Genomic DNA, 24,008 nt, shown 5'->3' with positions numbered 1-24,008 from the left:
AGGCAGGCACGAGCCACCGCACGGGCGCGGAGCTCATGGAGTTCAAAAGGGGAGGCAACCGATGCGACCGGCGGGCGCTGCAGACGCCGTGGGTCAACGTGAAAATGGTGCGCTAGACAGATGACTGTCTGGTGACACCGCTACACGCGTGCATACCGACGCGTGCATTGGTAGATGCCAACCTTGGTTGGCATGCGCGGTATGTTTGGTGGAGCGCCAACCAAGGTTGGCATCTACCAGGAGCGCGGAACAGGATTGTCGTATCCAGGGGGGCCGAACGAGGTCGGCATCAACGCGCGATCAACCCGCGTTGCGCGGCTTGCGCGTTCGCTTCGGCTTCGCGGTATCACTGCCGCTGGCGGCGCCATCCTGCAGCGCCTGCAACCAGGACAGGGTGTCCACGTAGTCGATGAAGTGACGCAGGTAACCGGGGCTGGTTGCCTGCATGGTGTCCAGCATGCGCTGCACCAGCACCGCCGAGTTCAGCGGGCCGCCGTCGGCCGGGGCTTCGGTGCGCAGCGAACGGCGCACCTGCAGCTCGCTGCGCAGCTCCGACCACTCGCCCTGTACCTGCGCCAGCATCGGCACCTGCGGATAATGCGGCAGCGCGCGCGACCCCGCATCGAGGTCGCGCACCAGTGCGCGCAGGCCTTCCAGTGCGGGCGGCTTACTTGGCATCCGGGGCCTTGGGCTTGGGAATCGGCGCGATTTCCACGCGCCGGTTGCGCGCGCGGCCGTCTTCGCTGGCATTGGAGCTGACCGGCTGCTCGCTGCCGAACGCGGCGGCGAACACCGCGTCGGCCGGTACGCCATCGGCGATCAGGGTGCGGGTCACGGTCAGCGATCGCTGTGCGGACAGCTCCCAGTTGTCGGCAAAGCGACGGTTGCCTTCGCGCACCGGCGCGTCATCGGTGAAGCCGCTGACCATCAGGATCTCTTCGCGCGTGCCCAGGTAGGCGGCGAGCGGTGCGGCCAGGCTGCGCAGCAGCTCCTGGCCTTCCGGCTGCAGCTGGTCGGAGTTCAGCGCAAACAACACGCTGCCACTGATGCCGATGCGGCCATCGACCAGGGTCACGCGACCGGCGGCCAACGGGCCGGCCAGCGCTCGTTCCAGGGTCTGCAGGCGCTTGGCTTCGGCCTGGCGCTGCTTCACTTCCTGGTCCAGCCGCTGCGACAGCTCCAGCTGCACGGCGACCACACCGACCAGTATCAGCACGAACGCACCCAGCAGCACCGACATCAGGTCGCCAAAGGCGGCCCAGATCGGGGCGTGCGAACCGCCGTCGACCTCCAGCTCGTCGCTCATGCGCTGCCGGCCTTGCCGCGGCGCACGGCCAGCTGCTGCAGTTCTTCCATCACCTGCTTCTGCGACAGCAGGCTGAGGTCGACCACCTCGCGTGCCTGCGCCACGTAGTAGGCCAGCTGCTCGTCGCTGCGGGACAGCGAGGCATCCAGTGCGCCGCCGATCTGTTCCAGGCGGCCGGACAACTCGGTGGAGGCGCTGCCGAACTGCGCGACCGCCTCACCGAAGGCGCCGGCCAGCTGGCCAACGTCGCCCGCGCTGCCGCTGAGCGCTGCGGCAATGCCATCCAGCTTGCCGGTCTCGGCGGCGATATGGTCGGTGAAGCGGTTGCCGACGCGTTCCAGCAGCTCGGCCGAACCGCCGACCAGCGCGTCCACCGCGGTGCGCTGCTCGTGCGAAGCGTGATTGATCGCATCCAGCAGGGTCTGCACGGTGGCCAGCAGGCGGCCGCGCTCTTCCAGCATCGCGTTGTCGCGCACCAGGCTCTCGGAGAGCGTGCTGCGCAGCTCGTTGATGACGTCGGCGGCGGCCTTCGGCGCAGCGGCGGCGGTCTGCAGCAGGGTGGACACTTCGGCCAGCGTGGCGCTGGCCTGGGCGCGACCGTTCTCGCCGATCTGCTGCGCGGTTGCTGCCAGCGTGTCGCAGACCTGCTGCTGCTGGGTGGCCAGGCGTTCGCCGTTGGCCTGCAGGCGCTCGGCCAGATCGGTGGAAACATGCTGCAGGGCATCGCTCCAGCGCTGCAGGCGCTGTTCGTCGCCGGCCTGCAGCTGGGCCTGCAGCGCGGCGTGGGCCTGCTGCAGTTCGGCACTGACCGTATCCCAGCGCGCCTGGCGCTGCTGCTCGCGGCTGTCCAGGCGGGCCTGCAGTTCGGCGTGCGCGGTGGCGGCGGCGGCCTGCGCGGCCTGCCAATCCTGCGAACGCTGCAATTCGTGATCCTGCAGCAGCGCCTGGCTGGCGCTGTGGTGCTTTTCCAGTGCCTGCAGCAGCGCCTGCGCACGCGCGTCCAGATGCTCGCTGGCCGCCAGCAACGCCTGCTGCTGGCGTTCGACCAGCGCGCTGTTCAGGGCCTGCTGCTGTTCGGCGGCGGCACGCAAGGCCTCCGCATTGTCCTGTGCATCGGCCTGCAGGCGCTCGCCGATACGTGTGACCAGCGCTTCGGCATGCGTGGCCTGGCCATCGCTGAAGGCCTGCAGGTGCTGGCGCAGATCGCCCACCAGTGCCTGTTGTGCCTGGGTCTGCTCGCTCACCACCTTGGCCCAGCTGGCTTCGGTGGCGACGCGGCTGCGTTCGAAACCGTCGCTCAGGCCGGCCAGCTGCTGCTGCACCGCCTGCTCGACACGGGCATGCAGCGCCTCACCATGGTGGGCCAGGCCGGCCAGCGTGGTTTCGGCCATCGGCTGCAGCGCGCCACCGATGGCGGCGGCGCTGGCCTCGGCGCCTTCGCGCAGCGACTGCTGCAGCGAGACCGCCAGGCGTTCCTGCAGCGCCTGGCTCTGGGTCAGGAACTCGGCCTGGCCGGCCAGCAGGCGCTCATTGGCGGCCGCACTGTGCTGTTCGAAGGTGCTGGTCATCGCCTGCAGGCGGTCAACCAGCGCCGGCAGCGCGGCGGACTGTGCCTGCAGCAGTCGCAGCGATTCGGCGCGCTGCCAGGCCTGCGAGTACGGGTGCAGGTCGCCGGCAATGGCACGGTCCAGCTGCTGCACGGCCTGCAGGCGGTCACGGCGCAGCAGCGCTGCCAGCAGGCCGAGCATGGCCGAGCTCGCCACACCGGCGATCGAGGTGCCGAATGCCACCGCCAGACCCTGTACCGGCGACGCCAGCGAGCCGCGGATGGCGGCCATGTCGGTCGCGCTCTGCAGGGCCAGGCCGGTGCCGCGCAGGGTGTCCATCATGCCCAGCAGGGTGCCGAGCATGCCCAGCAGCACCAACAGGCCAACCAGGTACGGGGTCAGTACCGGCGCGGGCAGCGCGGTGCGCTCGCCTTCCACGCGCAGGCGCACGGCGTTGCGCAGGCCCATCGGCACGCGTTCCAGCCAGGGGGCAAGGCTCTCCTTCGCGCTGGACAGGTCACTCAGTGCGCTGCGCAGGCCGTTGCTGGCCTGGCGGTAACGGTACAGCTCCACGCCGCCGGTGATGTAGCAGGCCGCGATGATCGCCGCCACCGCTGCACCCAGCGGATGCACCGAAACGTAGCCAATGCCGATCCAGCACACGGCCAGCAGGCCGACAAGGAAAACAACGACATGGAAAGCAGTTCTGGACATGGTGTTCCGGTCAGTGGGAGCGCAGGGCGTCTTGCAGCCCTTCGATCGGGTGGAAGCGCAGCTGCAGCTCGGCAAGCAGCAGGGTGCGCATGTCATGGCGGAAGGCCGCGCGCCAGCCGGGCTGGCCGTGCACGCGTTCAAAACGGGCGCCGAGCACCGCCGGCGCAGTGGCCAGCAGGCTGTGCTCGCGCGGGGTGAGGGTCTGTTCCATCACCGCATCGACCTCGGCCAGCCGTGCCAGCTCGGGTGAAACCTGCACCAGCTGGTCGCGCAGGCGGCCGCGCAGGCGCCCGGTGGCGGTCTGGATGGCCTGCTGCAGCACCCGGTAGCGCTGGCGCAACGAGGCGAAATTGGGTGCGGCGGCGGCTTCGGCCAGGTCCAGCAGGCGCTCGGCCTCGGCATCCTCGCGGATCGAGACCAGCAGGCTGGCGTGGGCCTGGGCGCAGTCGTCCAGCACATCCCCGGCCGCTTCGGCGGCCTCGCCCGGCTCGGGCAGACGTCCGCCGAGCGCGCCGGACAGGGCCACGGCGCGGCTCCAGTCCACCCACTGGCCGAGGCGATCGGTCAGGGCGGGACTGGTGGCCGGCATCGCGCCGTCGCTGAGACGGGCGAGCAGGCGGAGGAATTCCGGTCCACCCAGGACCGGCTGCGCTGCGTTCGCCATCAAGGGGTGAGGGGCCAAAAACCGTTGATTTTACAACCAGATGACCCGGCCTGGATGAAGGCGGGGCCGGGGGAGGGTACCCGCAGGCGCGACAGGGCTTAGAATGTCCGGCTGCACCCATCCGTTCGACCCTTGGAGTACCCCATGACTGTTGCGCAGTTCTACCCGATCGGCACCCCCGGACAGCCCTGGGGCGACGCGGAACGCGCACAGTGGCGGGCCCGCCAGCAGCGCCAGCGCAGCTACCACGACGACGTGGTGGCCGCGCTTGAACGCCTGGACGACAGCTTCGACGTGATCCAGTACGGCCAGCTCGACTACGCGCCGGACCATTACCCGCTGTTCGCCGTGGTCAACCACGACTGGAACCCGGCGCTGCCGACCGCGCTGATCACCGGCGGCGTGCATGGCTACGAGACCAGCGGCGTGCATGGCGCCCTGCAGTTCCTTGAACAGCAGGCCGAGCGTTACCTGGGCCGGTTGAACCTGATCGTGGCGCCGTGCGTCAGCCCGTGGGGCTACGAGCGCATCCAGCGCTGGAACCCGGATGCCATCGACCCGAACCGCAGCTTCCGAGACGGCGGCCAGATCGAGGAAGCCGCCGCGCTGATGCGCTGGGTGGCCGAGCGCAAGCCGAACCTGCTGGTGCACCTGGACCTGCACGAGACCACCGACAGCGACCTGCACGAGTTCGATCCGGCGCGCTGCGCCCGCGACGGCAAGCCGTTCGAGCGCGACACCATTCCGGATGGCTTCTACGTGATCGGCAACAGCGAAGACCCGCAGGCCGAGTTCCAGAAGGCACTGATCACCGCCGTGGCCCCGGTCACCCATATCGCCCCGGCCGACGCCGAGGGCAACCTGGTCGGCCTGCCGCTGCAGTCGCCGGGCGTGGTCTGGGGCGAATCGCGCTCGATCGGCGCCTGCGCCGGCTTCACCGACGCGCGCTTTGCCACCACCACCGAGGTCTACCCGGACAGCCCGCGCACCAACCCGCAGGAATGCAACGACGCCCAGGTGGCGGCGGTGTGTGCGGGTCTGGATTTCGCCCTGGCCACGCAGTAACGCATCAACACGAGGTAGCGCCGGGTCATGCCCGGCGGCTCGGGCGTGCGCTAGCCCAGCAGGATCACCCCCCACACTGTGCCGACCATCAGCAGTGCGGTGGTCTGTGCGGCGCTGCCCATGTCCTTGGCGTTCTTGGACAGTGGGTGGTGGTCAAGCGAGATGCGGTCGACCACCGCTTCGATGGCCGAGTTGAGCAGTTCCACCAGCAGGCTGATGAAGCAGACTGCCAGCACCACGGCGCGTTCGACCCGACTGATGTCCAGCAGGAACGCGGTGGCGATCAACAGTGCATGCAGCAGCAACAGCTGCCGGAAGGCCGCTTCGCCACGGAAGGTGGCGATGAAGCCATCGCGCGAATGGATCAGCGTATGGAAGATGCGGCGAATCCCGGTCTTGCCGTGCGGGTACTTGCCGCTGTCCCTGGGGTGAGGTGGCTGCATGCCGGTCCTGCCATGAATTGACCTCACGACAGGATGGGCAGGCGGGCGTCGGGAAAGCGTCGGACGCCCGTTGGATTTTCCTTCAGCCGGCCTGGCGCTGCGCCTGGATGGCCTGGTCGAGGGCATCCAGATCATCCGTCGGCGAGGCCAGCCATGCCGGGTACGCCTCGGTCTCGACGAAGGCGGAGGATCGCAGCACGTCATCGAACGCCGGATTGTCCTTCTCCGCATGGCGCAGCAGGCCGGACATCAGCCCGCAGATGCGGACGGCCGCCTGGAAGGCGCCCTGCAGCGATCCGGCCGGCTCGGTGACCGTATTGAGGAAGGCCGCATAGGCCGGCCCATCGAAGACGAAGTCCTCGCGCTGCTGGAAGGCGTCGCCGCTGAGGTTGGCTTCGCCGGAGACGTGCCGCGAAAACCCCCAGGACCAGATGTCGAGGAAACGGAGGTCATCCAGCATCCGGCGCGCACCGTCATTCAGTGGTACGGCACCGGACAGGGCGTGTTCCAGCGTGGCCGCTGCGAACGGTTCGGTGCCTTCGTGGGCCAGGAAATCGCTCAGGCAGCGCAGGGCGCCGGGATGGTCTGGATCCAGCTGCAACGCCCGGTAGATCACGCGGGCGCCTTCCACGTGGCGGCCCTGGGCGATGAAGATGTTGAGCGCGTGGTGGGCGAGCTGGTCGGCGTTGAGGTCGGCAATCCGGGTCATCGGGGTCTGGCTGGCATGGACGGACGGTGGGTACCAGTCTGACAGATCACTCATTCGGCCGGGCTGCGTGAATCGCGGATCGAATAGATCACCGAGAAGATCTTCCAGCCCTGTTCGGTGCGGATCAGCTGCCACATTTCCTTGCCCCAGTTGGTCTTCACTCCATCGTCGTGGAAGCTGTAGTCAAACGACACCGAGGCTACATCGCCATCCGTCTCGATCTTCGTGTTGGAGAATGTCTCCTCCTTCGGTTTCGGCGAGGCCACCGCCCCGTCGATCAGTGCGATGAAGTTGTTGGCGGGAATCCGCCGCGCCTTGATCGCATCGGGCTTGGCCTTGCGGATGTCCTGCAGGCGCACATCCTCGGAGACGTACTGCCAGCCGATGTCTTCCGGTTTGTCCGAGAAGAACAGGCCCATGTAGGTCGGCTTGTCCTTGTTGATCAGCGAGGTGCGGAAGGACTCGACCACCTGTTCGATCGCCTTGACGTCGGCGGGTGCGTTCTGCGCGGCGTATGCCGGCAGGCACGCCGGGAGCAAAAGGGCGAGGGCGGCGAAGCGTGCACGTGCGTTGGGCATCATGGGGTCCTGGGGAGGAGTGAGGTGGCGCTAACGCATCACCGCGCGTAAGTTCGCCAGAAAAGCACGTGGTCTTCGGTCCTGTTGATGGCGACGAAGACTGATTTTCCGGATTCGGGCGCGCAGTGAAAGACGCGGTACGACGCGCTGAGCGTCGCGTTGCCAGGCCACCAGTATCGATCGAACGCAACAGGATCGCTGTTGTTGAATGTGGTTGCCTGGCAATCCGCAGGCAGCTGCAGTGGTATCGCAGGGGGCTTGGTAAAGGCCAGCGCGCTGGTGTTTGAGTCGAGGTCGTGCACCTCGCGCAGGTCGGTTGCCTCGTGGGGCACCCAGCTGGGAATCCATCCCTTGTTCACCATGTCGGCGTCGATGGCCTGCTGCTGGGTGTCGAACGAACTGTCCATCACCAGTCCGCAGGCGCACAGCACGCTACAGAATGTCACGACGATCGCGCGCCTGGCTATTCCGGCGGGGCTAGTCATCGTCGTCCTCTTCTCCGGAAAGCAGCCTACCCAGTTCTTCCGGTGGCAAGCGCTTGAGCCGCTCTTCCAGTTTCCGATCGTACGGCCGGTCGTTGGGTTCGGTATGGCGCTGCGCCTTGCGCGTGTACTGCTGCATGAACAGGCCGATATCCTGCGCAATCCTGTCCTTCCGGCTCTTGCCTGCCATCGACGGGCGTCCCTGTGTTCATCCTGAATCATCGGTCGGCGCACGCTAGCACGGATGCAGGGCGCTGCAACAGGCCCGCTTGCCGAGGTTTGACGTTGAAGAAGGTCTGCGCGGATGATGCGCGGGCGCGCGGCGCAGGAGGGGATCCGTCAATGAAGACACTGATGTGGGGGCTTGCCGGCCTGTTCGTGGCGTACATTGCCGGTTGCTCGGCAATCTCGGCGTGGCATTCCCATGCGCTTGCCTCGGTTCCGGTCGGGGCGGGCAGGGCACAGGTCGTTCGGGCGCTGGGGCAGCCTGACGTGGTGGAGCACGCCGGTGCTCCCTTCAGCCGCTATGCCAGCAGGGGATGCAGTGGTCGCTGTGCGCAGCGATGGTGGTATGAGAACCGGCTGGGCCTGGATACCGAAGCCTGGTCGGTGGAGCTGGATGCTTCCGATCGCGTGCTCGCAACGTCGCGCTGGACATCGCCCTAGAAGACCGCGACGAGCGCATGCGCATCCATCGACCTTTCATCTTCATCGCAAGCCTGGCCCTGATGGCGTTGTGCGGGCTGATGGGCGTACTGGTGCTCATCTATGGCTTCAACGAACAGGGCCTTCGCTGCGGCAGGCTGTGCTCACTGGAGATATCGATCCGCCTGCTCTTTGGTGATCGGGGATTCGAAATACTGGTGGCGACGGGGCTCTTTGCTGCGGCGCTTATGAGCGGGAGTATCGCACTGCGGCCCGGCATGAATGCCGGGCCGCCTCGCAAGCAGGTGCGGCGCCGTGAGCGCAAGCACCGCCGATCGGGTCGGCCCCGGTCGTAAGGTGTCTGCACCGGGGTAATTCGCCGCGTGTGGAGACGCTGGAAGTCGCTTCAGCGATGCAGCGCGTCGATGATCAAACCGGTGGCGATCTCCACCAACAGGTACTCGTTATCGGACTGGCGCACCCAACGCCGGTCGCGGCCCGGCTCGCGCAGGTGATAGCGCGCGTAGTCGTCCACCCAGTAGCGGCGGTCCACTTCCGCCCATGGCAGGCGCTCGCCGCGACGCCAGGCCTTCTTCTGCCAGCCCGGCGGCGGTGCATCACGGTTGTGCGGGCCACCGGCGTGCGGCGGTGGCCCGTTGCCGCGCGCATGGTGCGGCGGATCGGCGAAGGCGGGTGCCGCGGCCAGTGCGGCAGCCGTGGTCAACGCAATGGCGAACAGGCGTGCAGTGTTCATCGCAACCTCCGGGCTTTGCCGCTGCATGCGGCGTGGTGCCGTGGAGTATGGATCAATGAACGTGAACGGACTTCTGAACTGTCACCTTCGCAGCAGGGCGCTTTCCACTGCGCTGCAACTGGCGGCTCGGGCGCGACGCCGCCGCCTCCGGCATGGCCGCCTCAGGCGCGCTCGCGCGCCTCATACCAGTTGCGTGACCGGTTCACGATCTTCACCACCGAAAGCATCACGGGGACTTCAATCAGCACCCCCACCACCGTAGCCAGCGCCGCACCGGAGTGGACACCGAACAGGCCCACGGCCGTCGCAACCGCCAGTTCGAAGAAGTTGCTGGCGCCGATCAGCGCCGACGGCCCGGCCACGCAATGCGCCACACCCAGGCGCCGGTTGAGCAGGTAGGCCAGGCCGGAGGTGAAATAGACCTGGATCAGGATCGGGACCGCGATCAATGCGATCACCAGCGGCTGCTGCACGATCTGCTGGCCCTGGAACCCGAACAGCAGCACCAGCGTCAGCAGCAGGGCCGACAGTGACAGTGGCCCCAGCCGGCGCAGCGCCGCCTGCAGCCCGGGCTGGCCATGGCGTGACAGGATCCAGCGCCGCAGCAACGCGGCCAGCAGCACCGGCGCCACGATGTACAGGCCGACCGACAGCAGCAACGTATCCCACGGTACGGTGATGGCCGAAAGCCCGAGCAGCAGCGCCACCACCGGCGCATAGGCCACCACCATGATCGCGTCGTTCAGTGCCACCTGGCTCAGCGTGAAGTTGGCATCGCCGCGGCACAGATTGCTCCACACGAACACCATGGCCGTGCACGGCGCGGCCGCCAGCAGGATCAGTCCGGCGATGTAGCTGTCGATCTGGCCGGCGGGCAGCCAGTCCGCAAAGACGTGGCGCAGGAAGAGCCAGCCTAGCAGCGCCATCGAGAACGGCTTCACCGCCCAGTTGATGAACAGCGTCACCCCGATGCCTTTCCAGTGCTGCCCCAGCTGGCGCATCGCACTGAAATCCACCCGCAGCAGCATCGGGATGATCATCAGCCAGATCAGCACCGCCACCGGCAGGTTGACCTTGGCCACTTCAGCCGCCGCCAGGGAGGCGAAGGCGCCGGGCAGGAAGTGCCCGAGCAGCGTGCCGGTGATGATGCACAGCGCGACCCAGAGCGTCAGGTGGCGCTCGAACAGGCCCATGGGTGCCGCTGTGCTCATGGCGTGCGCGCTGCCGGCAGCAGGTGGCCGATCTGGTCCAGCGCCTGCTGGAGCATTCCGCGGTCTTCCCACACGTGCCCGGGCAGCGCCAGCAGGGCCTGCACGCGCGCCTTCACGATGGCATGCGCATGGGCGAAGGCGGCAGCCTTGTCGGCATCGCTGCCCTCTGCCTCGGCCGGGTCCGGCAGGCCCCAATGGCTGCGGATGAAATCACCGAACACCACGGGGCAGGCTTCCGCTGCCGCCGCATCGCAGACGGTGATCACAAGATCCATGGGGGCGGAATCAGCGAACTCATCCCAGGATTTGCTGCGCAGTCCCGCGACCGGGATGCCTTCTGCGCGCAGCTGTGCAAGCGCGAACGGATTGACCTGGCCGGTCGGGTGGCTGCCGGCACTGTAGGCCGTGAAGCGGTCGCCGCCCCATGCGCGCAGGGTGGCTTCGGCCAGCACGCTGCGGGCGCTGTTGCCGGTGCAGAGAAACAGGATGGAGCGGGACATGAAGGCGTTTCCGTATCAGCAGCTGCAGGGATTGCCCGACGGCGCGCACTGTTCGCTGGGCGAACCGGCGCAGCAGTTGTGCGTGAGGTACTCGATCAGGCTGGTCATTGCGCTGAAATTCGCGCGGTAGCAGACGTGGCGGCCCTGGCTCTCGCTCTCGACCAGGCCGGCTTGTACCAGCTCCTTCAGGTGGAAGCTGAGGGTGGCGGGAGGAACCTGGAGGGCTGTGGCGATGTCGCCGGCCATGCGACCGGATGGGCCGGCTTCGACCAGCAGGCGGAAGGCTGCCAGGCGGGTGGCGTGGCCGAGCGCGGTGAGCGCAGCGATTGCATTTGATGTTTCCATATTTCTAGAATAGTCGAATGAATAAGCCGATCACAAGTCCTTCGCTGCCCCATCTGAGGGAGGCTTCGCTTCCCCAGCCAGATCACCAGCGGTTGGCGGCCGAACGCCAGGGGCCGCCACGTATCCTGCTGCTGTATGGCTCACTGCGTCCGCAATCGTTCAGCCGCAAGCTGGCACTGGAGGCCGAACGCCTGCTGCAGCATCTGGGCTGCGAAACGCGCGTGTTCGATCCACATTCCTTGCCGCTGCTGGACAGCGTGGACAAGGAGCACCCGGAAGTGCAGCGGCTGCGCGAGTGGTCGCACTGGTCGGAAGGGCAGGTGTGGGTCAGCCCGGAGCGGCACGGCACGGTGACCGGCGTGTTCAAGAACCAGATCGACTGGCTGCCACTGGAAGACGGCAGCGTGCGGCCGACCCAGGGCCGGACGCTGGCGGTGATGCAGGTCTGCGGCGGCTCGCAGTCGTTCAACACGGTCAATACGCTGCGGGTGCTGGGCCGCTGGATGCGCATGCTGACCATTCCCAACCAGTCGTCGGTGGCCAAAGCCTGGCAGGAGTTCGACGAAGACGGGCGGATGAAGCCTTCGCCCTACTACGATCGTGTGGTGGATGTGGTCGAAGAACTGGTGAAGTTCACGCTGCTCACCCGCGGCCGCGCCGACTACCTCGTGGACCGTTACAGCGAGCGCAAGGGCGATGCGTTGGCGGTGGAGCTGGCGCGGGCGGCGGGAGCGACCGGCGTCTAAGGCGGGTGCCGAATCGCGTGCGGTTCCTGCTCAGCTAGTCGGCGCGGGCTGCAGGGCTTCCAGCACCCGGCAATCGGCCACGCGCCCGCCGGGGCAGTTGCCGATCATCCGCTGCAGTTCACCCTGCAGCGCCTGCAGGTCGGCAATCCTGCGCGCGATGTCGGCAATGTGTGCCTTCACCACGTCATCCACCGAACTGCACTGGTGCTCGCGTTGCTCGCCGAAGGCGATCAGTTCGCGGATCTGCTCGATGGCGAACCCCAGCTCGCGCGCACGGCGCACGAATGCCAGCCGCCGTTGGTCCTGTGCGTCGTAGCAGCGGTAGTTGCCCTGCGAACGCAGCGGCGGCTGCAGCAGCCCGATCTTTTCGTAATAGCGGATGGTTTCTGCCTTGGTGCCGGTCTGGCGGGCCAACTGGCCGATGGTGAGTGGGGCTGTCATGGGCTTGACCTTGTAGGGGCTACAAGGTTGATAAAGGCAGCTCCCTTTCATTTCAAGCCCGGGCACGCCCGGCGGAGCGCCCCATGGACCAGTGCTGCGGCCACAAACGCCAGGAGCTGGCATCGATAGCGCTGCACAGCGCCCAGCGGCGGGTACTGGTGGCGGTGCTGGCAATCAACCTGGCGATGTTCTTCATCGAGTTCGGCGCGGGCCTTGCCGCGCGATCCAGCGCCCTGCAGGCCGACGCGGTCGACATGCTGGGGGATGCCATCGTCTATGGCCTGAGCCTGTGGGCGGTAAACCGGGGCGCGCGCTGGGAGGCGGGCGCGGCGCTGGCCAAGGGCCTGCTGATCCTGGCCTTCTTCGTGTTCATCGTGTTCGAAGTGGCCGGCAAGCTGGTCAATGGGGTGCCACCGTCCAGCACGCTGATGCTGGTGTTCGGTGGCATTGCCCTGGTGGCGAACCTCACCTGCCTGGCGCTGCTATGGCGGTTCCGCAGGTTGAACATCAACATGAAGAGCACGTTCGAGTGCTCGCGCAATGACGTGGCCGCGAACCTGGGGGTGCTGGTGGCCGCAGGTGGCGTGGCCATGACCGGGCGCGGCTGGCCGGACATCGTCGTCGGCGCAGTGATCGCCCTGTTGTTCCTGAGGTCGGCAGTGAGCGTGATGGCTGAAGCGTGGCCGGCATGGCGGGCAGCACGCCGCCAGTGACTCAGTTGCGATGGGGCCTGCTTGGGCAGATTGCCACCCGTTGGCTGCGCTGATCGATCAGCACCACCGCTTCCTGCAGCGCATGGGCACCCACCACCGCTTCGGGATAGTGGTCGGACACCCGTACGTGCAGCCCCTGCAGCGCCAGGCCGCCGATCAACACGGGAACATCCAGCTGTGCATGTCCGCCATCGACCTCGCCGTGACTGAGGGTCAGTCGATCCCCGGTGGTCACTGCGGCACCGGCTGCCCGCCGGAAGAGTGCCGTGGGCAGCACCATCGCGACGTTGGCGCCGGTGTCCAGCTGCGCCTCTGTGGTCACTGTTCCAATCGTCACCTGGATGCGGAAGGCGCGTGAGTAGGCGAGCGTGTCCGGTTGCGCGGGCAGGAGGTCGATGTCGCGGCGGAACTGCAGGCGCCGTTGCGGGTAGTCGATGATCAGCACGCCATCAGCGAAGAATCCGCGTGCAAGGATGCCGTCGAACGCTGCGTCTTTGGATTGGCGTGCGTTGTAGTCGCGGGTGAGCGCGGTCACGTCGCTGTGGCGCAGTCCGCCGAGCGCGAGGGCGTTGATGCGCACCGTATCGGCCCAGGCTGTCTGTACGCCGTCGGAGTGGCGGGTGCTGGCGTCCGCCGGCAGCGCCAGTTGACGGACCAGGCGGGCGTCCGCGCGGGCCATGCCGCTGGCGCCGGTATCGATGGCGAAGCGGTAGGGGCCGCTGCCGTTGACCTGCACCTGCACATGGATGCGCCCGTCGATGACATCGAAGGGAACATCGACAAGGCGCTGGCCCGCGTGGGTGGCCAGGGTGCAGGCGCTCTCCGCCACGGGTGAGGCCAGGGTGGCCACGGGAAGCGTCAGCAGAGTGAGGATGGCGATGGCAGTGCTGCACCAACGGCGAGTGCCCAGTACGGTACGGCGATGCGGGGGAATGCGCCTCATGATCCTGTTCCATGGGTGTCCAGGATCTTCTGATGCGTGAGGGATGCAGGCGGTTGCAGGAGTTTCCTGCTCCGCAGGCTGCTCCGAAAGCTGTCGCGGTAATCGGCTGGATCTGGAATCCGCGCGGGTGGAAATGTGACGGATGTCGCGGGCCTTGACTTGAATATGTCACCGTCTTCAACGATAAAGGCGGCATGTGGCACTGCCGCATTCCGGAGCAGGGACGATCCGAAGCATGACGTGATGGGGCTCTACCCCCGCGTTCTCGTTCCCGCCGGCGCTGTGTTCGTCCAGGAAGGAGAACAGGGATGTTGGAACGACTGAAGAGCTTCTCGCGTGCCGCGCTGACCATTGTTGCCGTCGGCTGCATCGCCCCTGCTGTGGCACAGGCGCAGGAAAGCAAGATTACCTGGCGTATTTCGCAGCCCGGCGGCGATGCGACGCAATACAAGACCCAGCAGGCTGCGGTAGCCGCCATCAAGAACCTGCCGGCGCCCAGCCCGTTCCCGCCGGAGTTCCAGTTCGGCTGGCAATCTGTCGACAAGATCAAGTCGAAAGTCGTGGACTTGAACGGAAACACGTCGATCACCTACTGGATGGGGAAGACGCAGCCCTCCGACCCGGACTGGTCCTACATCGGGCGTGACATATTCCCGACGGAAGAAGCGATGGTGGCCGATTTTCTTGCGGACCAACAAGCCAGCAATCCCGTGTGCCCCGGGGCGGCGGTCACTCCGTCTGGCGATTGGTTTGCGGCTTCGCCCGATCAGGAAGGTGTCATCGAGTCACGCTACTACGATCTGACTTCAATGGCTGGCAACAATACGGCTGAATCGCCCTGCACCCCGTATACCGGGACGGTTGCGGTCGCGCGTACCCGGCGCTTGAACTGCCCGGTTCCGCTCACGCAGTGGTCCAACAAGCACAGCGCCTGCGTCAGCGAAGAGTTCGTTGCGACCATCACCTCGAAGTCGCAAAAGTGCGACAAGGACGGCGGCAACGGTAACTGCCCCATGTCCCGCAACGACACAGCTGCGAACATGAGTCCGATTCCCGACAAGGACCCGGCCTCCAACGGCGGTACCTGCGACGGCAATGTCGGCAACCCATGTGATGTTAAAACGGGCGAGAAGTACGAGATCGCGCAGGACTTCGATCTGGGCTGGATCGCGCTGACGCGCTTCTATCACTCCGGCATCTCCACCTCATCCGGTGGCTTCGGTTATGGCTGGACCCATTCGCTGGGCGCCCACCTGGCATTGGATGGCGTTGACAGTGTGGGCATCATTGAAAGCACCGGCTTCCAGCGTGCATTCAAGAAGATCGGCCAAGCCTATGAGGCGGACGACGACAGTGGTGACCGTCTGGTCCAGAACGGCAACTGGACACTGTACTCGGCGGATTCCATCTCTACCTTCGGCGCGGACGGGCGTCTTGCCTCCAAGCGCTTCGCGGATGGCACGTCGCTGACCTACATCTATGACGACAGCGACCGCCTTGCAGCCGTCACCCACAGCAGTGGCCGCACGCTCGAGTTCGTTTACCAGTCCAACGACTATGAGGCGCTGATCAGTTCGGTGCTGGTCGAAGGCATTGCGCTCGCCACCTACACCTACACGCCGCAGAACCAGGTCGCCACGGTGACCTATGCAGGTGGCGGTGTGCGCACGTATCACTACGAGAACCAGGCTTTCCCCCAGCACCTGACGGGTATCACCGCCGAGGACGGTCGTCGCTACAGCACCTTTACCTACGATTCCATCGGCCGTGTGATCTCCAGTCAGCATGCCGGCGGTGCCGATGGTGTGACACTGGCCTACAGCCCCAACGGCGGTGCAGTGGTGACCGACGCGCTTGGGCGGCAGACCGACTACACCCTGACACCCGGGGGCGACACCGCTCCGTCGCGCAAGGTGACCGGCCTGAGTGATTCGCAGGGAACCGTCAGCCGGACCTACTACGACCAGAGTGTCGACTTTCGTCGGCGCCTGGATACCTACACCGATCGCCGCGGTATCCAGACCAAGCACACCTATGCGCAGGGCACCGATGCGGTGAGCGGCCATGCCGTCAGCATCCATACCGTGACCGAAGCGGTCGGCCTGCCCGAACAGCGGGTGGTGACCACCGCGCGCGACGTCGAAACCAATGCGGTACTGACCACCCGGATCGGCAATCGTGAAACCCGCACTTCCTTCAATGCCCGCCGCCAGCCGACGGCCAACATGGTGACCGACACCGCATCCGGCCAGACGCGCATCACCAGTTACACGTACTGCGAAGCCGCTGATGTGGCGGCGGGCAGCTGCCCGGTGGAAGGGCTGCTGAAGAGTGTGGATGGCCCGCGCACGGATGTGGCCGATGCTGTTACCTATGCCTATTACTCGGCGGATGATGTAGGGTGCGCGACCGGAGGTGCCTGCACCTATCGCAAGGGCGACCTGCGCAGTGTGACCAATGCGTTGGGCCAGACGGTTGAGACCTTGGCCTACGACGCGTTCGGGCGGCCGTTGTCGGTCAAGGATGCCAACGGCGTGGTGACCGATTACACCTACCATGCCCGCGGCTGGCCGACCTCGATCACCGTACGCGGTGCCAGCACGGCCGAGAATCGGGTCACCCAGCTGAGCTATTGGCCGACGGGCCAGGTGCAGAAGATCACCGAGCCGGATGGCAGCAGCGTTTCCTACGTCTACGATGCTGCCCTGCGCTTGACCGACATCGAGGACAACGCAGGCAACACGATTCACTACACACTGGACAACGCCGGCAATCGTCTCAAGGAAGACACGCTGGATACCGGCGGCACGCTGCGCCGTACCCTGGCTCGGACGTTCAACACGCTCGGCCAGCTGACCGCGCTGAAGGACGCAGGCAATCACGCCACCGGCTTTGTCTACGACGCCAACGGCAACCCGCAGACGATCACCGACGCCCTGCAGCGCGTGACCAGCCAGCAGTACGACCCGCTGAACCGCCTGGCGCAGACCCTGCAGGACGTCGGCGGCGTCGCGGCCGAGATCCGCAGCCAGTACAACGCGCTGGACCAGGTCACCCAGGTCACCGACCCGAAGGGCCTGCACACTACCTACGCCTACAACGGTTTCGGTGATCTGACCGGGCAGGTCAGCCCGGACAGTGGCGCCAGCAGCTTCACCGTGGACGCCGCCGGAAACCGCAAGACGGCCACCGATGCGCGTGGCGTCACCGCTACCTATCACTACGATGCACTCAATCGCCTGATCGGCATCGCCTACCCGGACCCCAATCTGGACGTGGGCTACAGCTATGACGTGGCACCGGCTGCCTGTGCCGCCGACGAGCGCTTTGCCAAGGGGCGCCTGGGCCAGGTGCTGCACGCCAATGGCAGCACCCAGTACTGCCATGATCGCTTCGGCCAGGTCACCCGCAAGGTGCAGACCGTCAACGGCGTTGCCAGCACGCTGCGCTACGCCTACAGCAAGTCGGGTCGCCTGACGGCGTTGACCTACCCCGACGGCAGCGTGGCCGACTACGTGCGCGATCCCCAGGGTCGCATCAGCCAGATCGGCCTGACCCGCCCCGGCCAGGCGCGCCAGATCGTGGTGAACAACGTGACCTATGCGGCCTTCGGCCCGGCGACCGGCTGGACCTATGGCAACGGCCGCCAGCTGCAGCGTCCGCTGGACCTGGACTATCGCCCGCAAGCGGTGCACGACCCGGCCGCGGGCGGCCTGTCGCTGGGCTACGGCTACGACCCGGTCGGTTCGATCACCGAGCTGAAGAACGGCACAGGCTCGACGGTGCTGGCCAATTACACCTACGACGCGCTGGGTCGCCTGACCCAGACCCAGGACGGCGCGACCGGCACGCCGATTGAAACCTATGCGTATGACGCCACCGGTAATCGGACCGCGCTGACCACGGCGGCAGGCACCGCCAGCTACACCTATCCCGCAACCAGCCATCGCCTGACTGCGGTGGACGGCGAAGCGCGCACCCATGACGCAGCGGGCAATACCACCAGCATCGGCAGCAAGACGTTCACCTACAACGATGCCAACCGCATGAACGCGGTGAAGCAAGGCAACGCCGTACTGGAAAGCTACGCCTACAACCATCGCGGCGAGCGCGTACTGCGTACCCCGACCGGTGGCGCAACGCAGATCACCTTGTACGACGAAGCAGGGCAGTGGCTGGGCAACTACTCGGCCACGGGGCAGGCGCAGCAGCAGGCCATCTGGCTGGACAACTACCCGGTGGCGCTGATCAATGTGCCGGCTACCGGCGTGCCGGAACTTGCCTACGTGCAGCCGGATCATCTGGGCACACCGCGCGTGGTGATCGATCCGGTACGGAATGTCTCGATCTGGGAGTGGAGCAACAAGAGCGAGGTGTTCGGCAACCAGATTGCGAGTGCCGACCCGGATGGGGATGGTGTGGCGTTCGAGCTGGCGCTGCGCTTCCCGGGCCAGCAGGCGACGAGTGCGAGCGGGTTGTTCTACAACTACCAGCGGGAGTATGACCCTGCGGCGGGGCGGTACTCACAGAGCGATCCATTAGGGATTGCGGGAGGCTTGGCGACGTACGCATACGCTTGGGCGAACCCTGTGATCGACTTCGATAATTTAGGTTTGGCCCCTGCGTCTGGTGCGATGGCAGACTGCTTGGAAATGATATTCGGCCGATCCGTCTCCGGCGTTGATGTCAGGAACAAAGCGGTTGTCAACAATGAATTCATTACGACCCGCAAGAATTCCATTAGACTTCCGCCGAATGTGTCAGTGGACGATTTCTTTGAGGATCGGAAGTTGGTTCTGCATGAGTATTATCATGTGATTCGCCAATGGAACACGGGTGAGCTGTCTCGGAGGGCATATGTTGCAGAGTTTATGAGGAATGGCTCCGCGCAAGGAAATAAGTTCGAAGACGCCGCAACAGCATTTGCAGGTGCGAACGTGAGTGAATTCAATAAGTGCATCGCAAGCAAACAGGAGTGCCAGAAGTGAAGTGTACCGTGGTGGCCATTGCGGGCCTTGCTTTGCTCTCTAGTTGTGCAACGTTCGGTGGGGACATGATTGTGCGTGTCTCGGGACGAGTGCCGGTAGGTCAGAGTGATGATCGCAGTCACGGTTGCGAGCTGAGTATGCTTGGGGAGGCCGAAGACGTGGTTTCGTCGAAGCCCGTTGGGGGTATGTTCTCGGTGCCGATGATGGTTGTAGCCGGGCCAGAACCCAGGAATTACCACTTTGCCGTTCAGTGCAGGGACGGTCGAAGGTTCGAATCCGGCGTAGTTCAGATCAGTAGTAGGCGCTCATATTCCAAGGATATAGAACTGGGGGAGCTTCAGGAGCGGTGACGACAGCCACTTTGCTTGGATGCACGACGCGGGTCACTGCTGCCGACGGCCGACACCAGAAGCCAAATGCTTGTTCATGGGGACAAGCGCGTAGCTTGGTCGGCGGCAGCCGAGCTGGGCAAATGCCTCGAAGCTACGGCGCGTGTAAATCCCCTCGCAGCGGCTGACAACTACTCGGCCACGGGCCAGGCGCAGCAGCAGGCCATCTGGCTGGACAACTATCCGGTAGCGCTGATCAATGTGCCGGCTACCGGCGTGCCTGAACTGACCTACGTGCAGCCGGATCATCTGGGCACACCGCGCGTGGTGATCGATCCGGTACGGAATGTCTCGATATGGGAGTGGAACAACAAGAGCGAAGTGTTCGGTAATCAGATTCCGAGTGCCGACCCGGATGGCGATGGTTTGGTGTTCGAGCTGGCGCTGCGTTTCCCGGGGCAGCAGGCGACGGATACGAGTGGGTTGTTCTACAACTACCAGCGCGAGTACGACCCATCCGTGGGGCGGTACTCGCAGAGTGATCCGATTGGGCTGATGGGCGGTGTGAGCACGTACGCGTATGCGCGTGGGTACCCAGTAGCCGCGCTTGATCCGCTGGGACTTGATACGCTGGTCATCGACTCCGGAGCGGTTGATGGCAATCCTTTTGGCCACATAGCCATAGCTACATCAAGCGGAGGCGTGTTCAGCTACGGTACTGTCCATCCCTACGGAGGGAGTACCTACGAATACTTGAAGTCCCAAGTGAAAGATAGATTTGTTCAGATTGTTAGACTTCGTACTACGCCCCAGCAAGAGGCTGCGATCGCAGCAGAGATGAGGAGGCATAATCCGGGCAACTATTCTGTTATTTCCAATAACTGCGCAACAGCAGTGGACAGTTCTTTGGAGGCTGCCGGAGTGGCTATATCGAGCGGCCATATCCATCCGGGATTTGTCTATGCACACGCGCTGGCTAGTCCATTGCGAATCGGCACTTCCCTCATTCTTCGGGGTGGCGAGATCCCCCCAGAACTTCAGAACTTCGACGGAAAGACTGGGCCGTGAAATTCATTTATATATTAATATTTGCGATTCTCGCTGGCGTCGCGATCTGGTTCTTCAAGGGGCTTTCCAGAGGGGAGCTTGCAGATAAGCCTGTCTATGCGTCTCTGCAAGCAGCGGAGCTGGAATTCAGAGGTAAGCCAGGACCGGATCTGATTTATGACGAAACTGGGGGGAATCTGCTGGCCGGATTCTCAGTGGGGGCACAAGAAAGAGTGTGGGTTGCGCTAAACTCCAAGAAGCATAACGGAGATCTTCTGACGGTTCCCGAGCATGGGGAGGCTAAAATCCCCTGCGGCCTTGTCGATCAGCTTGCATCGTCCAATATCGGCGATTCTGACGTGAAGACTGCTTTGGCAGTTTCATGCATAAAGTGATGTGGTCCGACGCTTCTGCCAAGGGGCGCCTCGGGCAAGTGCCGCAATCCAAAGGTAGCACCCAGGACTGCCCTGACCGCTTCGACCGGTCACCCGCAGTGTTTCCGTATTGAGACCAGCTCAACCGGAAGCGTCATTCTCATCTAGGCCAGGACATGGCGGATCGAGCATCTGCCGATGGCGGATGCAGTGCCCTGAAGGACATCCCGTGCCCAGATTCCTCACCCCCGACGAGGTTTCTCTCATCCACAGGCTGCTGCCCGAGACGACCGAGCTGTCCGAACGGTTGTTGAAGGATCTGGCGCTCGCCCAGGTGGAGGACGTGGAGGTCGTCGGATTCGGGGGCGTGGTGTTCCTGTCCAGCACGACCCAGCTCTTCGGCAGTGACATTGCCACGGCCATGCTTGCCGATGCTGACGGCGTGCCGGTGAGAGTCACCCTGTGCCTGGATAATCACGATCAGCTCTTCGAACTGGAGCTGTGGAAGGTGGACTTCTCGCCGATCATCGGCGTCGATCTGAGAAGCGCTTTCAGCGAGCACTGAAGCCTGCTGAAAGCGGTCCTCGCTGAAGGCCGTGGCGCATGGCATTCACCCTTCGGGCTGTAACCGCCCCACCGCCTGCGCGCACAACGACTGGCAGGCCATCACCAACCCCTCCATCACCCGGTCGCCCACGTATTGCTCGGGTTCGCCGTTCTGGCGGGTGCGCTCCGCCGCCAGCAGCATTTCCAGCACCACCCGCAATCCACTCAACGCGCAATCGGCATCGGCGAGGGCCAGGCAGCGACCGGGCAGCTGATGCCGCTCCGGCCAAGGTTGGCCATCGGCCGCCGCACCGGAGCCGATGCGGTTGAGATTGGCAATGAAGGTGTTCCTGTCCACTGCGGGTGCAGCCTGTAGCGAACCGTCGTCGTGGGCGGTGCTGCGGTACGCGTGCAGGTGGGGGACGTCCGATTCGTTCATGGCAAGGCTCCGTGCAGGGCAATCGGTAGCCGCCACCCGAAAGGTGGCGGGCGGTACGTGGTTCGAATCCGGGTTGGCTTCAAGCCGGCGGGCGCGAACGCCCCCAACGCACCGCCCGCCATAGCCGGCAGACGGATTGCCAGCCGGCGCCACGCTAAGGTGACGCCGGCTGGCAAGCGCACTTACTCAAAGCCAACACGGGATTCGAAGCCCGGCCACCCTTTTCCGGTGGCACGCCATCTGAGCCCCTGGCGCTGTGCAATGCCAATCAGAAGAGTTGCAAACATCGCTCGATTGGAGACGCTTTCGGCATTCTCCCACGCTGTTAAGCACTGCCAGCGCTGGCTGGCGTGGTGATCCGCCCGCACCGTGCAATCTGCGACAGATGTCGAGGTTGGGAAGTGGGAGGGAGCAGGTGGGGAGGGGCGATGGCGACAGGCTCCGCGCGAGCCTGAGTCGAGCCTGGCGGGGCCCCACCGGCGCCAAAGCGTGACGTGCGACTCGGGTTGACGTTCCCAGCCACCAAGCGCAGGCTGGTCCGGCACGTTTCCTGACCAGAAGGAGACTTATGACCGCCACCGCTTCCCTGCACCCGACGCCCGATACCCCGGGGCGTTCACGGCTCTGGAGTGTGTTCTGGCTGCAGGGCGTCATTCCCAGCAACATTCTGTGGGCGGTAGCCCTCTGGGCCCTGGCCAACCAGCGCACCCCGCTGCTGCTGGGGGTCTTTGCCGTGCTGCTGCTCTATACCGGCTGGATCATCCCGGCGGTCTGGCGGGCGGCGCCCACCGCGCGCACCCCCAACCTGGGCGTAGCGGCGCGTGGGCTGACCGTCGCCTGGGGGCTGAACACCGTGCTGGTGATCTTCTTCCTGACCCTGCAGCTGGTGGCTCAATAGAACTGAACAGGCTCGCCGCCCCGGTCGAAGGCGGCGAAGCGGCCGATCTGACCGTCATGGATGGCGTTGACCATCAGCTGCAGCGGGCGGGCGGCTTCGTCGCTGTTGGGTGCGAAACCGGCGCGGCCGTCCAGCGCCGCCACGAAGACCAGGTCCCAGTCGATGCCGGTGGTAGTCGATTCGGTGGCCAGCGCCTGGAAGCTGGCCACCTCGGCCGGCAGCTTGTCCACGCACAGCACCGGCGACAGGGTGCCGCCCTCGCGGCGGTCATGCCGGTCGCGCTGGTCGGCGGTGGGCGATTCGGGCAGCTCGGCGCGCACGAATACGAACAGCAAGCGTTGCGGTTCAGCCTGCTGGCCTGCGGCGTGCAGCAGCTGCTGGAAATCGTTCATCATCATGAGGGTTGTCACACGCCCGCTGCACGGAAAGCCGCATGCTGCCATAACGCCTGCCGCGTGGGGCCGAAGACGATTGATTTAAGTCATGCCCATGGAACTGACGGCCGCGTACTCTGGCAATCGTTCCAGCAGACGAGGGTTTCCGGGCCGTTCCGGGCACAGGCAAGACGGTGGAGCAACAAGGTGGACCAGCCATGAGCCAACTCACCGACGGTTTCGGACGCAGCTTTCCGTACCTGCGCCTGTCGTTGACCGAAGCCTGCAACTTCCGTTGCAGCTACTGCCTGCCCGACGGTTACCAGGCCGATGGCCGCCCGCGCTTCCTGCAGGTGGATGAAATCGCGCGCCTGGTGCGTGCGTTTGCCGCGCTGGGCATGAGCAAGATCCGCCTGACCGGTGGCGAGCCCAGCCTGCGCAAGGACCTGGACGAGATCATCGCCACCGTGGCGGCGGTGCCGGGCATCCGCAAGGTGGCCATCACCACCAATGGCACGCTGCTGCCGCGGCGCCTGCCGGGCTGGCACCGCGCCGGCCTGACCGCGCTGAACGTGAGCATGGACAGCCTGCAGCGCGAACGCTTCAGGACCATCACCGGGCATGACCGCCTGCCGGAGATCGAACAGGGCCTGGCGCTGGCACAGGCGTTGGGCCTGCCCGCGATCAAGCTCAACGCGGTACTGCTGCGTGGCCTGAACGACAACGAGCTGCCGCAGTGGATGGACTACCTGCGCGACCGCCCCTTCAGCGTGCGCTTCATCGAACTGATGCGCACCGGCGACAACGAAGCCTATTTCCAGCGCCACCACCTGCGCGCCGACCTGGTGATCGAGCAGCTGCTGGCGGCCGGCTGGCACGAGCGTCCGCGCGCGGCCGATGCCGGCCCGGCGCGTGAGTTCGGGCATCCGGACCATCGCGGCAGCATCGGCATCATCGCCCCGTATTCGCGTGACTTCTGCAAGGGCTGCAACCGCCTGCGGGTGACCGCCAAGGGCGACCTGCGGCTGTGCCTGTTCGGCGAGTTCGGCGTGCCGCTGCGCCCGCTGCTGCAGCGCGACGATGACCACGACGCGTTGCTGGCACGCATCACCACACAGCTTGGCCTGAAAGCGGCCGGGCATGGACTGCACCAGGGCCAGACCGGGCTGACCCCGCACCTGGCCTCCATCGGAGGATGAGCAACACG

General features: G+C 65.4%; 27 protein-coding genes and 1 pseudogene. 11 read left to right on the top strand and 17 right to left on the bottom strand.

Translation table 11 applies throughout. From position 1 onward, the window contains the following. Positions 1–300: 300 nt before the first annotated feature. From ACUZUJ_RS12480 to ACUZUJ_RS12465, 4 genes are read right to left on the bottom strand one after another with little or no spacing between them, the layout of a single operon-like run. The gene (locus tag ACUZUJ_RS12480; protein WP_458220924.1) at positions 301–750 is read right to left on the bottom strand and encodes a DUF2894 domain-containing protein; all 450 of its coding nucleotides are present in this window, start codon (positions 748–750) and stop codon (positions 301–303) included. Beyond that, positions 668–1,306, bottom strand: coding sequence for an OmpA family protein (locus tag ACUZUJ_RS12475; protein ID WP_458220925.1), 639 nt, complete (start codon positions 1,304–1,306; stop codon positions 668–670). The genes ACUZUJ_RS12480 and ACUZUJ_RS12475 overlap by 83 nt, the downstream gene beginning before the upstream one ends. Beyond that, positions 1,303–3,567: a DUF802 domain-containing protein gene (locus tag ACUZUJ_RS12470; protein WP_458220926.1), complete on the bottom strand. Its 2,265-nt coding sequence runs from the start codon at positions 3,565–3,567 to the stop codon at positions 1,303–1,305. The genes ACUZUJ_RS12475 and ACUZUJ_RS12470 overlap by 4 nt, the downstream gene beginning before the upstream one ends. Before the next feature lie 10 nt (positions 3,568–3,577). Continuing rightward, positions 3,578–4,231, bottom strand: coding sequence for a DUF3348 family protein (locus ACUZUJ_RS12465; protein ID WP_458220927.1), 654 nt, complete (start codon positions 4,229–4,231; stop codon positions 3,578–3,580). A 144-nt stretch (positions 4,232–4,375) separates the two neighbouring features. Between ACUZUJ_RS12465 and ACUZUJ_RS12460 the strand changes: the two genes are divergently transcribed. Continuing rightward, positions 4,376–5,296 (top strand): M14 family metallopeptidase, encoded by a 921-nt coding sequence (locus ACUZUJ_RS12460; RefSeq protein WP_006371858.1) that lies wholly within the window; start codon positions 4,376–4,378, stop codon positions 5,294–5,296. A 50-nt stretch (positions 5,297–5,346) separates the two neighbouring features. On the opposite strand, the gene ACUZUJ_RS12455 is transcribed toward ACUZUJ_RS12460, so the two are convergent. From ACUZUJ_RS12455 to ACUZUJ_RS12435, 5 genes are all read right to left on the bottom strand, one after another. After that, positions 5,347–5,739, bottom strand: coding sequence for a diacylglycerol kinase (locus ACUZUJ_RS12455; protein WP_012511296.1), 393 nt, complete (start codon positions 5,737–5,739; stop codon positions 5,347–5,349). 82 nt (positions 5,740–5,821) lie between these two features. After that, a complete protein-coding gene (locus ACUZUJ_RS12450) occupies positions 5,822–6,502 on the bottom strand; it encodes a hypothetical protein (protein ID WP_259337391.1) in 681 nt (226 codons plus the stop codon). Further along, positions 6,499–7,029 (bottom strand): nuclear transport factor 2 family protein, encoded by a 531-nt coding sequence (locus ACUZUJ_RS12445; protein WP_101765611.1) that lies wholly within the window; start codon positions 7,027–7,029, stop codon positions 6,499–6,501. The genes ACUZUJ_RS12450 and ACUZUJ_RS12445 overlap by 4 nt, the downstream gene beginning before the upstream one ends. Before the next feature lie 35 nt (positions 7,030–7,064). Further along, on the bottom strand, positions 7,065–7,511 hold the full coding sequence (locus ACUZUJ_RS12440; protein WP_101765610.1) for a YbbD-related protein: 447 nt from the start codon (positions 7,509–7,511) through the stop codon (positions 7,065–7,067). After that, the gene (locus ACUZUJ_RS12435; RefSeq protein ID WP_101765609.1) at positions 7,504–7,698 is read right to left on the bottom strand and encodes a hypothetical protein; all 195 of its coding nucleotides are present in this window, start codon (positions 7,696–7,698) and stop codon (positions 7,504–7,506) included. Before ACUZUJ_RS12435 ends, ACUZUJ_RS12440 begins: the two co-directional genes overlap by 8 nt. A 95-nt stretch (positions 7,699–7,793) precedes the next feature. On the opposite strand from ACUZUJ_RS12435, the gene ACUZUJ_RS12430 reads away from it, so the two are divergent. Both ACUZUJ_RS12430 and ACUZUJ_RS12425 read left to right on the top strand, forming a co-directional pair. Beyond that, positions 7,794–8,174, top strand: a complete 381-nt coding sequence (locus ACUZUJ_RS12430) for a hypothetical protein (protein WP_510468045.1) — start codon at positions 7,794–7,796, stop codon at positions 8,172–8,174. Positions 8,175–8,191: 17 nt separating this feature from the next. Continuing rightward, on the top strand, positions 8,192–8,509 hold the full coding sequence (locus ACUZUJ_RS12425; protein WP_101765607.1) for a hypothetical protein: 318 nt from the start codon (positions 8,192–8,194) through the stop codon (positions 8,507–8,509). A gap of 50 nt (positions 8,510–8,559) precedes the next feature. Here ACUZUJ_RS12425 and ACUZUJ_RS12420 read toward each other — a convergent pair whose 3' ends face one another. The 4 genes from ACUZUJ_RS12420 to ACUZUJ_RS12405 all read right to left on the bottom strand — a co-directional run bounded on the left by ACUZUJ_RS12420 (position 8,560) and on the right by ACUZUJ_RS12405 (position 10,963). Then, positions 8,560–8,907 carry an RcnB family protein gene (locus ACUZUJ_RS12420; RefSeq protein ID WP_032129966.1) on the bottom strand — a complete coding sequence of 116 codons (348 nt, stop codon included), beginning with the start codon at positions 8,905–8,907 and terminating at the stop codon, positions 8,560–8,562. Positions 8,908–9,068: 161 nt separating this feature from the next. After that, positions 9,069–10,100: an ACR3 family arsenite efflux transporter gene (arsB, locus tag ACUZUJ_RS12415; protein ID WP_458220932.1), complete on the bottom strand. Its 1,032-nt coding sequence runs from the start codon at positions 10,098–10,100 to the stop codon at positions 9,069–9,071. A 14-nt stretch (positions 10,101–10,114) separates the two neighbouring features. Continuing rightward, a complete protein-coding gene (locus ACUZUJ_RS12410) occupies positions 10,115–10,618 on the bottom strand; it encodes an arsenate reductase ArsC (protein WP_197588457.1) in 504 nt (167 codons plus the stop codon). A 15-nt stretch (positions 10,619–10,633) separates the two neighbouring features. Beyond that, complete coding sequence (locus tag ACUZUJ_RS12405) at positions 10,634–10,963, bottom strand: ArsR/SmtB family transcription factor (protein WP_458220929.1); 330 nt, start codon at positions 10,961–10,963, stop codon at positions 10,634–10,636. A gap of 17 nt (positions 10,964–10,980) precedes the next feature. On the opposite strand from ACUZUJ_RS12405, the gene arsH reads away from it, so the two are divergent. Beyond that, the gene (gene arsH / locus ACUZUJ_RS12400; protein ID WP_101765603.1) at positions 10,981–11,709 is read left to right on the top strand and encodes an arsenical resistance protein ArsH; all 729 of its coding nucleotides are present in this window, start codon (positions 10,981–10,983) and stop codon (positions 11,707–11,709) included. 30 nt (positions 11,710–11,739) lie between these two features. Here arsH and ACUZUJ_RS12395 read toward each other — a convergent pair whose 3' ends face one another. Beyond that, positions 11,740–12,150 (bottom strand): MerR family transcriptional regulator, encoded by a 411-nt coding sequence (locus ACUZUJ_RS12395; protein ID WP_101765602.1) that lies wholly within the window; start codon positions 12,148–12,150, stop codon positions 11,740–11,742. Positions 12,151–12,233: 83 nt separating this feature from the next. Here ACUZUJ_RS12395 and ACUZUJ_RS12390 point away from each other — a divergent pair, with 83 nt between their 5' ends. Next, positions 12,234–12,863 (top strand): cation efflux transmembrane domain-containing protein, encoded by a 630-nt coding sequence (locus tag ACUZUJ_RS12390; protein ID WP_101765601.1) that lies wholly within the window; start codon positions 12,234–12,236, stop codon positions 12,861–12,863. A 1-nt stretch (position 12,864) separates the two neighbouring features. On the opposite strand, the gene ACUZUJ_RS12385 is transcribed toward ACUZUJ_RS12390, so the two are convergent. Next, positions 12,865–13,806 (bottom strand): aspartyl protease family protein, encoded by a 942-nt coding sequence (locus tag ACUZUJ_RS12385; RefSeq protein WP_458220930.1) that lies wholly within the window; start codon positions 13,804–13,806, stop codon positions 12,865–12,867. A gap of 308 nt (positions 13,807–14,114) precedes the next feature. Between ACUZUJ_RS12385 and ACUZUJ_RS12380 the strand changes: the two genes are divergently transcribed. From ACUZUJ_RS12380 to ACUZUJ_RS12365, 4 genes and pseudogenes are all read left to right on the top strand, one after another. Next, on the top strand, positions 14,115–18,794 hold the full coding sequence (locus ACUZUJ_RS12380; RefSeq protein ID WP_510468044.1) for an RHS repeat-associated core domain-containing protein: 4,680 nt from the start codon (positions 14,115–14,117) through the stop codon (positions 18,792–18,794). Between the two features lie 518 nt (positions 18,795–19,312). Further along, positions 19,313–19,747: pseudogene (locus tag ACUZUJ_RS12375) on the top strand (RHS repeat-associated core domain-containing protein); the annotation flags it as partial. A 440-nt stretch (positions 19,748–20,187) separates the two neighbouring features. Further along, a complete protein-coding gene (locus ACUZUJ_RS12370) occupies positions 20,188–20,565 on the top strand; it encodes a hypothetical protein (RefSeq protein ID WP_158298001.1) in 378 nt (125 codons plus the stop codon). A gap of 208 nt (positions 20,566–20,773) precedes the next feature. Further along, on the top strand, positions 20,774–21,109 hold the full coding sequence (locus ACUZUJ_RS12365) for a DUF6984 family protein (protein ID WP_101765599.1): 336 nt from the start codon (positions 20,774–20,776) through the stop codon (positions 21,107–21,109). Between the two features lie 45 nt (positions 21,110–21,154). Here ACUZUJ_RS12365 and ACUZUJ_RS12360 read toward each other — a convergent pair whose 3' ends face one another. Continuing rightward, positions 21,155–21,529: a hypothetical protein gene (locus tag ACUZUJ_RS12360; RefSeq protein WP_101765598.1), complete on the bottom strand. Its 375-nt coding sequence runs from the start codon at positions 21,527–21,529 to the stop codon at positions 21,155–21,157. Between the two features lie 568 nt (positions 21,530–22,097). On the opposite strand from ACUZUJ_RS12360, the gene ACUZUJ_RS12355 reads away from it, so the two are divergent. After that, complete coding sequence (locus ACUZUJ_RS12355) at positions 22,098–22,427, top strand: hypothetical protein (RefSeq protein WP_101765597.1); 330 nt, start codon at positions 22,098–22,100, stop codon at positions 22,425–22,427. Here the strand turns inward: ACUZUJ_RS12355 and ACUZUJ_RS12350 are convergent. After that, the gene (locus ACUZUJ_RS12350) at positions 22,421–22,825 is read right to left on the bottom strand and encodes a ribonucleotide reductase subunit alpha (RefSeq protein ID WP_101765596.1); all 405 of its coding nucleotides are present in this window, start codon (positions 22,823–22,825) and stop codon (positions 22,421–22,423) included. The genes ACUZUJ_RS12355 and ACUZUJ_RS12350 overlap by 7 nt on opposite strands. A 194-nt stretch (positions 22,826–23,019) precedes the next feature. Here ACUZUJ_RS12350 and moaA point away from each other — a divergent pair, with 194 nt between their 5' ends. After that, on the top strand, positions 23,020–24,000 hold the full coding sequence (moaA, locus tag ACUZUJ_RS12345; RefSeq protein WP_049444670.1) for a GTP 3',8-cyclase MoaA: 981 nt from the start codon (positions 23,020–23,022) through the stop codon (positions 23,998–24,000). The last annotated feature ends 8 nt before the right edge of the window (positions 24,001–24,008 follow it).

Source organism: Stenotrophomonas sp. S4 (assembly GCF_054187805.2).
The sequence above is the reverse complement of the archived record's forward strand: the minus strand, read 5'-3'. Positions and strand labels throughout refer to the sequence as shown.